Genomic DNA, 15,358 nt, shown 5'->3' with positions numbered 1-15,358 from the left:
CTCAGCCACCTTACATTATAACTTAAAAACACGAATTAACAACAGGTCGTTCATTCAGTAGTAATTCTCCCTAACTCCCGAAGGGGAAACTAAAATATGCTCTGAATACCTTAACTCAAAATGGAAATCCAAGCATACTTCAAAACTAAAATCAAAAGCTCCTCCCCTCAGCGACTTGTGCTAAGCTTGTCTAAGTAGCAGAGGTGGATATATCGAGGCACGAGATATAGACGGAGGGGAGCATGTTACATTTTCGTAAAAACACAAATAAAACACCTATGGAAGAACAAGAAGATAGCTTAAAAGATGCCTTTGAAAAGGAACTGGAAAGCATCCAATCAGAAACCGTTTTATCCCCTCAATACAGACGAAGAAAAACAATCATTTGGGCGATCCGTACGCTCATAGCCATCGCTTTGTTTATCATTTTTTGGAAGCATACGTGGGTACGATGGGCACTAATTGCATATATTCCTTTAAATGTATTTAGTTTATTTTCTATTTATGGAAGTAAGGCGCTTTTAGATAAAAAAATAAACAAAACCAGACGTGCCATAGAAGAAGCAGAACAAATCATCAAGGAAGATGATGAGGAGGAATAACATGTATCTTCTATGTGCTCCAATTAAGCAGCAATTCAAAAATCTACAAAATAGAGTACTACTCTAATTTAGAGTGTTACTCTATTTTTGTTTTAAAAAGTAATCTACGCTAGCACACCATCCCCTAACTCCAAAGGGGAACCAAAACGTGCTCTGAAATCCCTTAACTCAAAATGGAAACCCAAGCATCCTTGAAAACTAAAATCAAAAGCACTCTCACTCTTATCCAAAAAATCACTCTGTCATTGTGGATACCCGTACTAAGACACGTGATAATTTTACTATCTTCACTCTACACAAAAGACACTCATAATCAGTTACATATACACAACAATCCTAGGATATACTGTATAGTAATTTGAATTATACGTTTATATACAAGAATAAATGAATAAAAATTATCAAGAAGCATTAAATCGCATTGCCGAAGCAAAACAAGAGAAATTGACAAAATTGAATTTGTCAAATTTAGAACTTACAGAATGTCCTGAAGAAATCTTTGAGTTGACACATTTAATAGAGCTAAATTTAAGTCATAATCCGTTGACTGAAATTCCAGAATCTATTGGAAAATTAACTGAATTAACCATCTTTGAATTATACAATAATGTATTAACAATACTACCCGATTCTATTGGGGATCTGATTAATTTAACCGAGCTTAATCTAAGTAATAATCAGTTGACTGAAATTCCAGAATCTATTGGAAAATTGACACATTTAATTGAGCTTAATTTAAGACATAATGAATTAATTACACTACCTGAATTTATTAGGGAATTGACTAATTTAAAAAGCTTAAGCTTAAGCTTTAATAAATTAACAGAAGTTCCTGAGTTCATTGGAAAACTGACTAATTTAACCGAACTTAATTTAAGTAATAATCAGTTGACCGAAATTCCAAAATCTATTGGAGAATTAAGTAATTTAATTAAGCTTGATTTAGATAACAATCAATTAACTTCATTACCAGAATCTATAGGAAAATTAATTCGTTTAACTAGACTCTATTTAAATAGCAACCAGTTGACAACAATTCCAATATTTCTCAAAAAATTAACTAATTTATCAATATTGGTTCTCGGAGGTAATCGATTCATCACAATTCCAAAGTTCATAGAAAATTTAACTAACTTATCTGAACTTTATTTATGGGGGAATCAATTTGTTACAATTCCTAAGTTCATTGGAAAGTTAATTAACTTAAAAGAACTCGCTCTGCATAAAAATAAAATAACTTCATTTCCAGAATCTATTGGACAACTAATCAATTTAACTAATCTCTATTTAGATGAGAATCAGCTAACATTACTCCCTGAGTCTATTGGAAAACTGACAAATTTAGAAAATTTTGATTTAAGAAATAATCAACTAACATCACTCCCAGAGTCTATAGAAAACTTAACTAATTTAAGTTATTTTGATTTAACAAACAACAAATTTCAAGTAGGTGACGAAGTATTTGAACTCTCTGCCAAAGAACAAATCCAACATATTCTTAACTGGCAACGTGCTCAAAAAGCAGGAACCCTACAACCCATTCATGAAGCTAAAGTGATCTTTATAGGAGAAAGTAATTATGGGAAGACTCACCTCATTGAGTTTCTTAAAAATGGAAAGATCAAACGGAAAATTAATACCACTCATGGGATAGAACGAAGTCAACTTACTGTACCTTTTAAAAAGAAAGATATTCGTTTAAATATTTGGGACCTTGGAGGGCAAGAATTTATGCGAAGTACGCATCAATTCTTTTTCTCTGAGCGTACCTTATATGTCTTAGTAAGTCTAGCACGTAGAGAACGTAACGAACTCAATCACTGGCTCAAACTCGCAAACCAGTTAGGGAATGAAGCACCAGTACTGGTCGTTATTAATAAAGTGGATAAAGACCCCCACGACTTAGACCGTAATAGCCTTCAAAGAGACTATCCAAACATCATTGGTTTTGTAAGAACGAGTATTAAGAATTGCGATGAAGGAAAAGCTGTTGATACGCTCGAGAACTTAAAAAATAAGATTACCACCATTGTAAGCGATAAACATATCATGCCTGGTGTTTTTGAGCAACGCCCTCCTGAGTGGTTCAAAGTAAAAGGAGCACTTGAAAAACTAGAAGAAGAAGGAACAGATTTTATTACATATGATGAGTATGAAGGGCTTGATTTTATCAAAGACCTTCCAGAAGAAGAACGTAAAAGCAATCTAAAATTGTTAAGCATGTTGGGAGCAGTCGTGAGTTTTGTAGATGACCCACGTCTTATTAATACCAATGTGATCAATCCCCAATGGATTATGGATGGTGTGTATGCCATCATAAATGACCCTAAAGTAAAAGACACAAACAAGGGTAAATTACATATTGAGGATTTGGAACGTATCCTTCCAAAAAAGAAATTTCCAAAAAGCAGGCATATCTATTTGTTAGAATTGATGCATAAATTCAATTTATGTTATGCTGCCAAAGAGCAACCTAATGTTTATTTTATTCCAGATCTTTTTGAAGATATAGAACCAGAATATACTTGGGATAGTAAATCCTCTATGCATTTTAGATATGACTATGATGATTTTTCTCCCGATGCCTTTATGACTCGTTTTATTGTAGAGGTGCATCAGGATATCATCGATGAAAACCGATGGCGAAGCGGTGTCTTTATTTCTAATGGTGCATGTAGTGCCAAAGTGTACCAATCCTATCGTAAAAACTATATCCATATTGAAGTCATTAGTGATGAAGGAGAAGGTCGTGGCTACCTATATACCATACGAGAAACGTTTAGAAAACTACATCACTCCTTTAAAGAAACAACAGTAAAGCAAGAAGTCCTTTATAAAAAGGAGTGGTTAGACTACCAACAACTTGTCAAATTAGAAATAAAGCATAAACCATGGTATCACGTAGATCTTGATGAAGATCTTCCTATAACAGATATCCTTAATGGGTATTCTACGCCTACAGATAGAGGAGGAACACAAAAACGTATTAAAATATTTCTAGCATCTTCCTATGAATTAAAAGACGAAAGAGAGCAATTTGAAATTTTTATTCATCGTGAGAATCAGCTACTTTATAAGAAAGGTGTTTTTATTGAACTCATCGTTTGGGAAAATTTTATCGATAAGATGTCCCAAACCCGCTTACAGGATGAGTATAACAATGCGATTAAACACTGTGATATTTTTGTAAGCCTCTTCTTTACCAAAGTGGGAAAATTCACCCTTGAAGAATTTGAAACCGCTTTTGGTCAATTTCAAGAAACTGGAAAGCCATTTGTGTATACGTATTTTAAAAATGCAGATATCAAAAGTGAAGATATTAATGAAGAAAACATGCAAAGCCTGTTTAACTTCAAGAAGAAACTAGGAGACTTAGGACACTTTAGAACTGTATTTAAAAATAGAGAAGATTTACAATTACAGTTTAAGAGGCAATTGGAGAAAATTTTACCTAATTAATAATTAAAAAAATGGATGATGTTTTATACGCTTTCGCGAAAGCGTATAACTACTAACGTAATCATTACTTAACAACTCTTTAAAACAAAATTTCATTAATAAAACGTATCTTAATCCTAGTTAACCAGCATTCAAGAAATGATGTCTATTTCCATTCAGAAATACAATAATGCGTTTACAAAAGGACTACTAACGCTGATTGCACTCATAGCCGTTGTTATCAGTAAAGATCTCGCACATGCCTTTATTAGAGATTATTCATTTTATCTATCCGAGTCATTACTCTTTGGGACATTCTGGCTACTATTTGTCCCATCTATTTTAATCATCAGAAAAAAGGTGAAAAGGAATCTATTCCTTCCGCTTGTGATGAGTATCATTCATCTAGTTGTATTCTCTTTATTAGTATATATAATATCAACTGTGTTTTTTAAATATCCTTTTGGTTTTTATAAGACATTCATAAATACGGCCTCTCAATATGGGATTGTTTGCATTATGGTATATGGAGTATATACATTTCTTTCTTTTAATAAGCAGCCTGTATTAAAAACACCGAAAGAACAACTCGTTTCTGAAAAAATAAAAATTGCCTACCAAAATAATATCGTACTATTGGATTGTAAAGACATTCTATATATAAAATCCGAAAAGCCATACATTGCGCTTGTCACCAAAGAAAAAACCTACCTACATACAAGTACGCTCAAAAAGTTTTTGGAGGAAAAAGCTACCATAAATTTTATACAGATTCATAAAAGTACCATTGTAAATACGAGCTATATTATTGGGTATTCTTCTCGCAAAAATGGAGATTATGATATCCTATTAAAAAATCAACAATCCGTAAGAGCAAGCCGACATTTTAATCAGAATTTCAAACCTTTTTTTGACAGCATCGGCTTAGCATAAAAACGACTCCATTCGGCTTATTTTATTTCTATGTAGTTCTTTTCTGTGTTACTTTTATAAATAAACGTAGCATTTATGAAGTATCAAAAAGTAATCCTTGCTGTACTCTTCTGTAGTATATTCAGTGTAATAAGTTGTCATGGACAAAACACAAATCAAATTGTAGGCGGCCCTTGTCAAGGTTGCGAAGCTCTTTTTGAGTATGGCTCCAAAAAGTTGACAACAGTAGATACGCTTCCTGATTTTGCGAATCTGCCTGCCGGCGAGGCAGGAGCGAAACTCAAATTAAAACTCACAGGAACTGTATTTAAAAAGGATGGAAAAACACCTGCAAAGAATGTAATTCTATACATCTATCACACAAACAGACAAGGAATCTATGCTGCAAAAAGCAATGCAAAAGGCTGGGCAAAAAGACATGGATATCTACGTGGATGGGTAAAAACAGATGAAACAGGCAGGTATACATTTTACACTTTTAGACCTGGCGCTTATCCAAATAGAGCAGAATCAGAACATATACATCTTACCGTAAAAGAACCATCCAAAAACGAATATTATATGGATTCTTTTGCATTTGATGATGATCCATTATTAACTATAGAAAAAAGAAAGAGGCTAGAAAAACGAGGAGGCTCTGGTATTGTAAAACCCACATTAGAAAACGGAATTATCACATGCAAAAGAGACATTATTTTAGGAGCACATATTCCAAATTATGAATAAACACATTCTGTATATCATCCTTTGTATTTTTCTTTATTCATGTATGGGGACATACAATACAGATGCTCAAAAAGCAATCATAACAGAAGAAAGCAGATCTTCTATTAAGAATTTAGGAGACACGATTACAATGTACCCTACAGCATCTAGCGTTTATTGGAAAGGTACCAAAATGCGTGGCGCAGGAAAGCATGAAGGGGAAGTTCTAATAAAAAACGGATATTTCATTACAAAAAACAAGCAGATAATAGGTGGTCATTTTATCATAGATATGTCAACCATTGGGGTTACTGATATTCCAGAACATGAACTGATTCCGAGAAAGAATCTTAATGACCATTTAAAAAGCTCAGATTTCTTTGACGTTGCGCATTTTCCAATAGCGGTATTTGATATTATAACTATCAAAAAGAGTACCCAGAATCGTTTGAGGGTTTCAGGTAACCTAACCTTAAAAGGCATTACAAAAACTATTGAGTTTGATGCTTTATATACAGATCATGTTTTTTCAACGGTATTTACCATCGATCGATTTCAGTGGAATATTGCCTACAAAGGTGATATCATAAATAAAACACTGGTCGATAAAGACTTAGAATTAACAATACGAATCATTACAAAATAAAAGATATACACTTCTCTTTCGCTTTATGCTTTTACAAAAAATTAAGAATTATCTTGTAAGACCAAAATAGCAACTAGATGCCAGTACAAACTCAAGCCAAATCTTTACATAACACAACATTTGATACTGTTATTATTGGTTCTGGCGTTGGTGGTCTAGCTGCTGCTATATGCCTATCCAGAGCTGGACAAAAGGTATTGGTTTTAGAACAACACGATGTTCCTGGGGGTTGGTGTCATAGCTTTTACCTTAATGGCGATCGTTTTACACCTGGTGTACATTATGTAGGCTTGGTGGGCGATGGTTTATCTACAAGTGAACTCTATGAGGGTTTAGGTATTGCCAATGATATGGCATTTTATCGTCAAAATCCAGATGCCTTTGAACACTGTTGGATTGGAGAAGAACGTTTTGATTATCCAGCAGATTTCAAACTATTTGAAGATCGATTAATAGAACGTTTTCCACACGAAAAAAAGAATATCATTAAGTATTTAAAACTGGTTAAAAATGTTGGGAACCAGTTAGGTTTAATACCCAAAATTAAAGGCTTGTGGCAACAAATCACTATTCCTTTTCGCACAAAACATATGGGAAAATACTCGCCATTTAGTTTAAAACGAGTGTTGGGTTGGCATATAAAAGATCCATTATTACAACGTATTTTAAATATTCAGTTTGGAGATCATGGGCTCGCTCCTGCAAAAGCTAGTTTTATATTACACGCAGCGATTATGCATCATTATCATATGGGTGGTTTTTATCCTATGGGAGGTGGTGGAGCCATTGTAAAAGCAATGACAAATGCTATAAAAGCAAAGGAAGGCATCATAAAAACTAGCACAGCTGTACAACGTATTTTATTAGATCATACAGGAAAAAGAAAGAAAGCAATAGGTGTTGAGTTGGCAACTGGAGAACACATATTTGCAAATCGTGTGATCTCTAATGCAGACCCTGGAATAACATATCAGAAGTTAATAGGAGAAGAACATCTAAGCTCCAAATTAAAGAAAAAACTTCATAAAACTAAATACTCTTGCACATCCTTAATGCTCTTTATAACGGTCGCAATGGATGTTACAACATTAGGTATGGACTCTGGAAATATTTGGCGTATGCCCGATAAAGATATGGACGATCTGTATGATGATATGCAGAAAAAAGATCTTTTGGAAGATAAAGAGTTTCCTGGTATGTTTATAAGTTGTACTACTTTAAAAGATCCTATTAGTTTTGATGGCAAACACCATACGATAGAAGCCATCACCTATATTAATTATGATGCCTTTGAAGATTTTAAAGGCGAAGACATAGAGCGTTCTGCATCTTATTTAAAATTTAAAGAACAGTTAATCGCTAAGTTTTTTGTGACTTTAGAAAAAGTAATTCCCGGTATTTCAAACCATGTGGTGCAAAAAGAATTAGGTACTCCATTGACGAATAAATACTATATAAATTCTACACGCGGTAGTGTGTATGGTACAGAAAAGAGTTTAAAACACATTGGTCCATTTGCTTACAAATCTAAAAGCGAAATAGAAAATTTATATATGTGTGGCGCAAGTATTGTATCACACGGAGTTGCTGGTGCTAGTTACTCGGGTGTACAAACCGCCGCATCTATTTTAGGGTGTCGTCAAGATGACTTAATAAAACCATCAGATGATCAGCATTTAAGAGTGTTTGAAGCAGAAGATGATACTGATTATCCTGACTGGATGCGCAAAAAAATAGCCATGAAACATCTTAAAATGAAATCAAAAACTGCTTAATTTTTTTATACGTTTTCTTATACACCAATAGCATTAATACTACATATGGATACGTATTTAACCCACATCAAAACTATCGTTTATGACCGCATTGGGTTCGAAATTTCTAATTTTTGCATAGAACCAGAAAGTAAGGAATATGCTGCATGCCAATTTGAATTAAACGGGCAAAAAATCATAAGTAGGAACGCTAAAATCACACCCAAAAAAATAGGGCAATTTGTGACCTTCTGGAAACGACATGAAAATGGACCTATCGAACCCTTTCACCAAGCCGATCCTATTGATTTTTATGTCGTAAACGTACAGACTAAAAATACATTTGGACAATTTGTTTTCCCAATAGCCATCCTAATTAAAAAAGGAATTATCTCCACAGATAACAAAGAAGGAAAAAGAGCTTTCAGGGTATATCCTTCTTGGGACATTCCAAAAAGTAAACAAGCAGCGCGAACACAAAAATGGCAACTGGATTATTTTTATGAAATCAATGATTCGGTAGATTTTACGCAGGTTGCAAAATTGTATTCTATAAAATAATCGTACAGCATACTCCTTATGATACCTCTTTAATGTTGCAGGTATACGCTTTCGCGAAAGCGTATAAAGAAACAATTTAAGTCATTTTGACACTAGAAAAGATCACATAACTAGCTCATGGTTATATGAATACACAACACAATACATTAAAAAAAAGTTAAAACACATCAATATAATTGACATATCAATTATATTTGTATCAAATACATAGTATATGAACCTACCCCTTCCGTCGGAAACAATATTTCATGTCATCGAAAGCACCATTAAAGAATATCGAAAATTTGCACAGAAAAATATTTCAGAGCAAATACAGGACATGACTATCGATCAGGGTTTGGTACTTCTCTTTCTAAATAAGCATCCAGACTTAACTCAGAAAGAAATTGCCGAGTTGGTGTTTAAAGACAACGCCTCAATGACGCGCATGATTAATACCATGGTTCAGAAAAAATACCTGAAACGCTCCATGAATCCTGAGGACAGAAGGCGTTACAAAATTGAAATCACAGACAAAGGAAAGGAAGTTCTGGAAACCCTTCCTCCTATCATTCATCACAATAGAAATTCATCATTAAAAGGAATCACAAAAAACGAACTCAATCAATTGGAAATCATTTTGAATAAAATCAAAACCAATTGTACAAAAAACATGATATTATGAAAGTTATAAAAAAATCTACCATAGTCGTAGTCACACTGTTAATGTTATTCACCGCTCTTCTGAGTGCACAACAAAAAGTAACCCCATTAACACCAAAAGAACAACAAACTGTTGTCGATTCTATAAGCAGTAAACTAAACGCCAACTATGTTTTCCCAGAGATTGCAGCAAAAATGTCCTCAAACATTGAATCAAAACTTAAGAAAGGCAATTACAAATCTATCTTAGATCCTCAGGAATTTTCCTCCATATTAACGGCAGATCTCCGAGCAATTAGTAACGATAAACATATAAGAGTCACTTTTTCTCCCGACCGAATAGCTGAGCAACAACAAACAGTTACCGCCGAAGATAGCGTCGCTTTTTTAAAGCGTTATGTCAGCAATTTGAAGCGAAATAACTTTGGCTTTAAGGAAGTAAAAATCATGGCTGGCAATGTTGGCTATTTAGATCTTCGAAGTTTCTCTAATGTAGAATACGCTGGAGAGGCTGCCGTAGCTGCCATGAACTTCTTGAGTAATGCAGATGCGATTATTATTGATCTTCGAAATAACGGAGGCGGAAGTCCAGCTATGATTCAACTCATCACGAGTTACCTCTTTGGAAGCGATCCTGTTCATTTAAACAATTTCTATTGGCGTCCATCAGATCAAAATTCTCAAACCTGGACTTTACCTCATGTATATGGTACACGCAGTCCAGAGACTCCTGTTTATGTATTAACGAGTGGTAGTACTTTCTCGGCAGCAGAGGAGTTTAGTTATAACTTAAAGCATCTAGAACGTGCTACGTTAGTAGGTGAGACGACAGGTGGCGGAGCACATCCTGGTGGTTCTGTCGTAGCAACAGATCGATTTATGGTTTGGGTACCTACGGGTAGAGCCATTAACCCTATTACCAATACCAATTGGGAAGGCACTGGTGTTAGTCCGCATATCAAGACTCCCGCAGCAGACGCGCTCAATATAGCCTATACAGAAGCATTAGAATCCCTTATGAAAAATAACAAGAATGAAGGACTACAAGCTTTCTATGAATGGCCACTTGCCGAGCTACGTCTAAAAACCAATCCAGTCACCTTAACTCCTAAAACATTAAAAACCTTTGCAGGAAGTTATGGCCCACGTATGGTGACCTTTGAGAATGACAAATTATTCTATCAGCGAGGTAGCGGAACAAAGTATGAATTACTTCCGTATAGTACTCATGAGTTTATGCTGAAAGGTAATGATAGCTTTAGAATTCGTTTTCTATCCGAAGGAAACACAGTAACCGCATTGCAAGGATTGTATGACAATGGTCGTACCGATAAGAATGCAAAAGGAAAAGAGTAGATACTCTTTATTCGATTTTTTTTTAAACTTCAAAAAAGGAAACACCACACTATAATTCCCTAATTATAATTCCTTTTTTGAAGTATTAAAATAGTATACAATACCGTTGGCTCTTATTTTAAAAAACAAGAACAACAAAAAAACATCCATTTTTTTAGTAATGACCTTTATGTGGCCGTGGACTTTTTGGAGTATTGGTCTGCATTATCTGGCAGGCAGGAGCGTATAAAGAAGCAACCTAAAGTCATCTCGACCCTAGGGGAGATCACACACCTAACTCACTGTTATGTGATTTCTTGCTTACGGCAAGCAGGCTCGCGAAAGCAATTGTGGACATTCAACCGTTGGCTAAAAAACATTGCTAACGGACTTTCCCACTTGGAAAAATCACGTAGACGAAATTTTGTTTGTCTTTTTCATTAAATTCACGCTAAAACAAACACAACGTTTCTTAGCCAAAGCTGTTGTAACCAAAATAAAATCATTCAGGAAAAAATACCAGAATCAGATGAAAACAACCACCATCCTTTTTTCTCTTCTATTAACGCTCTTTTATAGCTGTCAAACGGATAAGAAAGAAACAATCGCAGAAGCTCAAACTAAAATAGAAAGTTTCACCTCTAATGATTATCTAGATTTAGTCGCTTTATTTAAAGAATGGAGAACATTTGAAAAACCACCGCTCCTAGATGGGGCTCCTGATTATACCCTAGAAACCTTTGAAAAGCGTTGGCCAAAATTTAAAGAATTACGGTCAGGATTACACGCTATTGACACCACAAACTGGTCCGTAGAAAATCAAGTGGATTGGATGATTGTGTGGGCAGAAATGAATGGCTACGGTTTTAACCATCGTATTTTAAAACCTTGGGCTCGTGATCCTGCTTTTTATAAATCAGTTTGGTCATATAGAAGCGATGTGCCAGCTCATGAGGGGCCAACCAATCATGGCACCACAGAACTATGGACATATACGTTTCCTTTATCGACAACAGAAAGAGATAGACTCTTAACGGATCTAAAAGTAATTGCACCGCTCAATGATCAAGCAAAGAAAAATTTAATAGGAAATGCTAAGGATTTATGGATCACTGGTATTAGAGATATTCAATATCAGAGTGTGGTACTTACCGATCTAAAAAAGCAGGCTACTATTAAAGATGATGCAGCATTAGTTTCGGTGATTGATGAAGCTATAGCTTCAACGAATGACTTTGTTTCTTGGTTGCAGGCGGAGTCCAAATCAAAAACAGGTTCATCAGGAATTGGCAAAGACAATTACACGTGGTATTTACAAAATGTACACTTGGTTCCCTTAACATGGGATGATGAAGTGATGATTCTAAAACGTGAACTCGCTCGTGCTTGGACTTCGTTAAAACTAGAAGAACACAGAAACAGAAAATTACCAGAATTAGTGGACGCCAGCTCTCCCGAGGCTTACAATAAAATGGCAGATGAAGCTGCCAAAAGCTTGATTACCTTTTTGGATCAGGAAGAAATCGTTACTGTAAAACCCTATTTTGATCCTGCATTACGTGAGCATTTAGGCGCGTTTGTACCAAAAGAGAAACGAAATTTTTTCCTCATAGGAGAACATTATGACCCTAGACCTTTATACTCCCATTTTTACCATTGGTTTGAATTAGCACGTATGGATACGGAGCCACATAAAAGTGAGATAAGAAAAGGACCATTATTATATAATATTTTCGATTCAAGAAATGAAGGGACAGCCACAGCTGTTGAAGAACTATTTATGCAAGCGGGTTTATATGATGATAGCCCAAGAACCAAAGAGATTGTATATATCATGATTGCGCAACGTGCTGCAAGAGGGTTAGGATCATTATATGCGCATGCCAATGAGATGACCATGGAGGAAGCTGGAGGTATTCATAGCGAATACACACCTCGTGGTTGGATGAAGACTGAAAAGGAACTCCTCATTTTTGAGCAACATTTGTATTTACGTCAACCAGGATATGGAACAAGTTATATTACGGGTAAATATTTACTAGAAAATGCATTGGCAGATTATGCCAGAATACAAGAATCACAAAACAAACCATTTATTCTGAAAGACTTTTTTGACACCCTAAATAGTATCGGAAATATCCCTACATCATTGGCTCATTGGGAAATGACTGGCTCAAATAATCATTTAAAAACTACTACTAATTGATGTATGCATTCCGCTTTCGCGAACCTGCCTGCCGGCAGGCAGGAGCATATAAAGAAACATTCCTAGTCATCTCGACCATAGGAGAGATCACACACCTAGCTCACTGCTATAAACGTGCTAAGAACAATGACCCAAATTACCTGAAAGTAAATAGTTCGTAGATTTTAAAGTATATTTAATTGCTTTTAAAACAAGTAGAACAAGTCATATGAAAAACTTGAATCATTATGTAGCGATGTATAAAGCGCAACTTGATAAAGGGGACATATTAATTGCCTATAATCAATTAGTGAAGTTTGTTATGAAGTTAAGAGTAGATTTTATCAAAAGTCTCTCTGAAAAATATTCATTTACAGGAATTCTTCACGGGTATATGGACTACACCTATTTCTATTATTCCAATGACTTCTTGAAAAAGAAAAAGCTAAAATTAGGGCTCATATTAAATCACTCAGAAATGAGATTTGAAATTTGGCTTTTAGGAAATACCATGAGCATTCAAAAAAGATATTGGGATTTACTGAGAGAATCTACTTGGAACAAAAACAGAAAAGAAATGCCTAAGTATTCGATTTTAGAAGCAGTAATCGAAGATGAACCAGACTTTGACAACCTCCCTTTATTGTCTAAAAAGATTGAAAAGAAATTAGTCGAACAATCAAACGAAATAATTAGTGTACTAAAAAAGTTGACTTGAAATGTAACGTATACAATGCATTGCTGGTACAGCTCTATTTACAAAAACACAGCAAGTTTCTATTCAGTCTGAATTTGCTCAATTAAAACAAAATGATAGACCAAACAATTTTTCAAATTCCTCGATCTCCCCTTTCAAAGTGTATACCATTGCTGGTTCTGGTCATATCTGTTGTATTTGTAAGCTGCACTCCTAAAAGTGTTTATCAAGATTATGTAGTCGATGTTTATCAAACTTCGCAGGCTGGTGACAATCTCAAATTAATTTCAAACGATCAAGCAGAAATAACTACCACAAAAGGAAAGAAAATCTCTTTACGTCTCCTTCCTGAAGAAGAACTTCAAAAATACTACGGCTTTGGAGCTTCTTTTACGGAGTCTTCTGCATGGAATTTGGCTACTATTCCAGTGGACTTGCGCAAAGATGTATTGACCCGTTTATTTAGCCCAACAGAAGGTGCTGGTTTTTCCCTCACGCGAACTCACATTAATAGCAGTGATTATTCAAACAATCATTACACATACGTTGAAGAGGGAGATGAAGACCTTTCTACTTTCAGCATATATGAAGATATGAAAGGGTTTTCTGGTGAAGAAAACGAGCAAGTACTTGGTGTTGAACTGGTAGAACCTAAATATGACATTATCCCAATGATTAAAGAAGCATCCAACATTGTTGGTGCAGACTTCAATATTATTGCTTCTCCTTGGAGTCCTCCTTCTTGGATGAAAACAGGAGAAACTGCTGAGATGACTAATGGCACTTTGCTTCCTAAATACTACGGGACTTGGGCAAAATATTTATCAAAATATGTAAGCGCTTACGCCGAGCAGGGAATTGACCTCTGGGGAATTACTCCACAAAACGAGCCATTGCATGCACATGATGCTCGCTGGGATAGTAATGGGCTAACTCCCAAACAAGGTCGAGATTTTTTACGAGATCATCTCGGTCCCCAATTGGTACAAGATGGTCATTTAAATCTAGATGATTTAGATGCTGGATTACGTGTATTGATCTATGATCACAATAAATCTACCATGAACGATTATGTGACTCCCACTTACGAAGATCCTGAGGCTTCAAAATATGCATGGGGTACTTCTTTTCATTGGTATGCAAGTTCTGAACTTGAAGAACATAACTGGTACGCCCAAGAACTAGAAACATTACAGACAACTTGGCCAGACAAGGGGATGATTCATTCTGAATCGAGTATCGATATTGATGTTGATGATCCGATTGGTCAATATTGGAGAGAAAGTACTGATTATGCGGGCACTTTTGTACCATTTGACACCTATGCTTTTGATATCATTACAGACTTAAATCACGGTGCTCAGGGATACATCGAGTGGTGCATTATTCTTAGTAACCAAGGTCAACCAAATCCTTATGATAACTTTAATAGCGCCCCAGTACTTATCAACCCTGTTACTGACAAAGTAATGTATACTCCACTGTATTATTTATTAAGCCACTTTAGTAAGTTCATCCGTCCTAATGCTCACAGAATTGGTTTGGAAGGCGAAGAAATAGAGGGTGTCATATATACAGCTGCAAAAAATCCTGATGGATCTATTGCTGTGGTGATTTTTAATAGAAACGAAGAAGTTCACGAAATATCGATAACCTTGGAATCTACTGTTTATGAGATGCAAATTGCACCCAAGGCCATTCAAACGATTCATGTACGAAGTAAATAAAGAAACACCAATCCAAGTATTCTTCACCTTCCATCACCAGTTTCTTTAATTCCTAAGTCATCTCGACCTAGGAGAGATCACACAAATAACTAGGAGGAGTTCTATTTTATTTCCCCTTCGGGGGTTAGGGGGA

At 35.3% G+C, this 15,358-nt stretch carries 13 protein-coding genes; all 13 read left to right on the top strand.

Annotated elements, in window-relative coordinates; genetic code table 11:
- Nucleotides 1-278: 278 nt before the first annotated feature.
- The 13 genes from ABJD27_RS03480 (at nucleotide 279) to ABJD27_RS03420 (ending at nucleotide 15,225) form a co-directional block, all read left to right on the top strand.
- Nucleotides 279-602 carry a hypothetical protein gene (locus tag ABJD27_RS03480; protein WP_348201998.1) on the top strand — a complete coding sequence of 108 codons (324 nt, stop codon included), beginning with the start codon at nucleotides 279-281 and terminating at the stop codon, nucleotides 600-602.
- A gap of 387 nt (nucleotides 603-989) precedes the next feature.
- On the top strand, nucleotides 990-4,061 hold the full coding sequence (locus tag ABJD27_RS03475) for a COR domain-containing protein (RefSeq protein WP_348171015.1): 3,072 nt from the start codon (nucleotides 990-992) through the stop codon (nucleotides 4,059-4,061).
- Nucleotides 4,062-4,199: 138 nt separating this feature from the next.
- Nucleotides 4,200-4,973, top strand: coding sequence for a LytTR family DNA-binding domain-containing protein (locus ABJD27_RS03470; protein WP_348171018.1), 774 nt, complete (start codon nucleotides 4,200-4,202; stop codon nucleotides 4,971-4,973).
- A gap of 75 nt (nucleotides 4,974-5,048) precedes the next feature.
- Nucleotides 5,049-5,699, top strand: coding sequence for an intradiol ring-cleavage dioxygenase (locus ABJD27_RS03465; RefSeq protein ID WP_348171021.1), 651 nt, complete (start codon nucleotides 5,049-5,051; stop codon nucleotides 5,697-5,699).
- Nucleotides 5,692-6,324: a YceI family protein gene (locus ABJD27_RS03460; RefSeq protein ID WP_348171024.1), complete on the top strand. Its 633-nt coding sequence runs from the start codon at nucleotides 5,692-5,694 to the stop codon at nucleotides 6,322-6,324. Before ABJD27_RS03465 ends, ABJD27_RS03460 begins: the two co-directional genes overlap by 8 nt.
- A gap of 77 nt (nucleotides 6,325-6,401) precedes the next feature.
- Nucleotides 6,402-8,099, top strand: coding sequence for an NAD(P)/FAD-dependent oxidoreductase (locus tag ABJD27_RS03455; RefSeq protein ID WP_348171027.1), 1,698 nt, complete (start codon nucleotides 6,402-6,404; stop codon nucleotides 8,097-8,099).
- Between the two features lie 45 nt (nucleotides 8,100-8,144).
- Entirely contained in the window at nucleotides 8,145-8,639 is a 495-nt protein-coding gene (locus ABJD27_RS03450; RefSeq protein ID WP_348171030.1) for a MepB family protein, read from the top strand.
- Between the two features lie 214 nt (nucleotides 8,640-8,853).
- Nucleotides 8,854-9,303, top strand: coding sequence for a MarR family transcriptional regulator (locus ABJD27_RS03445; protein WP_348171033.1), 450 nt, complete (start codon nucleotides 8,854-8,856; stop codon nucleotides 9,301-9,303).
- On the top strand, nucleotides 9,300-10,637 hold the full coding sequence (locus ABJD27_RS03440; RefSeq protein WP_348171035.1) for a S41 family peptidase: 1,338 nt from the start codon (nucleotides 9,300-9,302) through the stop codon (nucleotides 10,635-10,637). Before ABJD27_RS03445 ends, ABJD27_RS03440 begins: the two co-directional genes overlap by 4 nt.
- A 508-nt stretch (nucleotides 10,638-11,145) precedes the next feature.
- Nucleotides 11,146-12,822, top strand: a complete 1,677-nt coding sequence (locus tag ABJD27_RS03435) for a hypothetical protein (protein WP_348171037.1) — start codon at nucleotides 11,146-11,148, stop codon at nucleotides 12,820-12,822.
- A complete protein-coding gene (locus ABJD27_RS03430; RefSeq protein WP_348171039.1) occupies nucleotides 12,819-12,983 on the top strand; it encodes a hypothetical protein in 165 nt (54 codons plus the stop codon). The genes ABJD27_RS03435 and ABJD27_RS03430 overlap by 4 nt, the downstream gene beginning before the upstream one ends.
- A 47-nt stretch (nucleotides 12,984-13,030) precedes the next feature.
- Complete coding sequence (locus tag ABJD27_RS03425) at nucleotides 13,031-13,519, top strand: hypothetical protein (protein WP_348171042.1); 489 nt, start codon at nucleotides 13,031-13,033, stop codon at nucleotides 13,517-13,519.
- A gap of 92 nt (nucleotides 13,520-13,611) precedes the next feature.
- Entirely contained in the window at nucleotides 13,612-15,225 is a 1,614-nt protein-coding gene (locus ABJD27_RS03420) for a glycoside hydrolase family 30 protein (protein WP_348171045.1), read from the top strand.
- The last annotated feature ends 133 nt before the right edge of the window (nucleotides 15,226-15,358 follow it).

The organism is Dokdonia sp., assembly GCF_039945015.1.
Classification (GTDB): Bacteria; Bacteroidota; Bacteroidia; order Flavobacteriales; family Flavobacteriaceae; genus Dokdonia.
The sequence above is the reverse complement of the archived record's forward strand: the minus strand, read 5'-3'. Positions and strand labels throughout refer to the sequence as shown.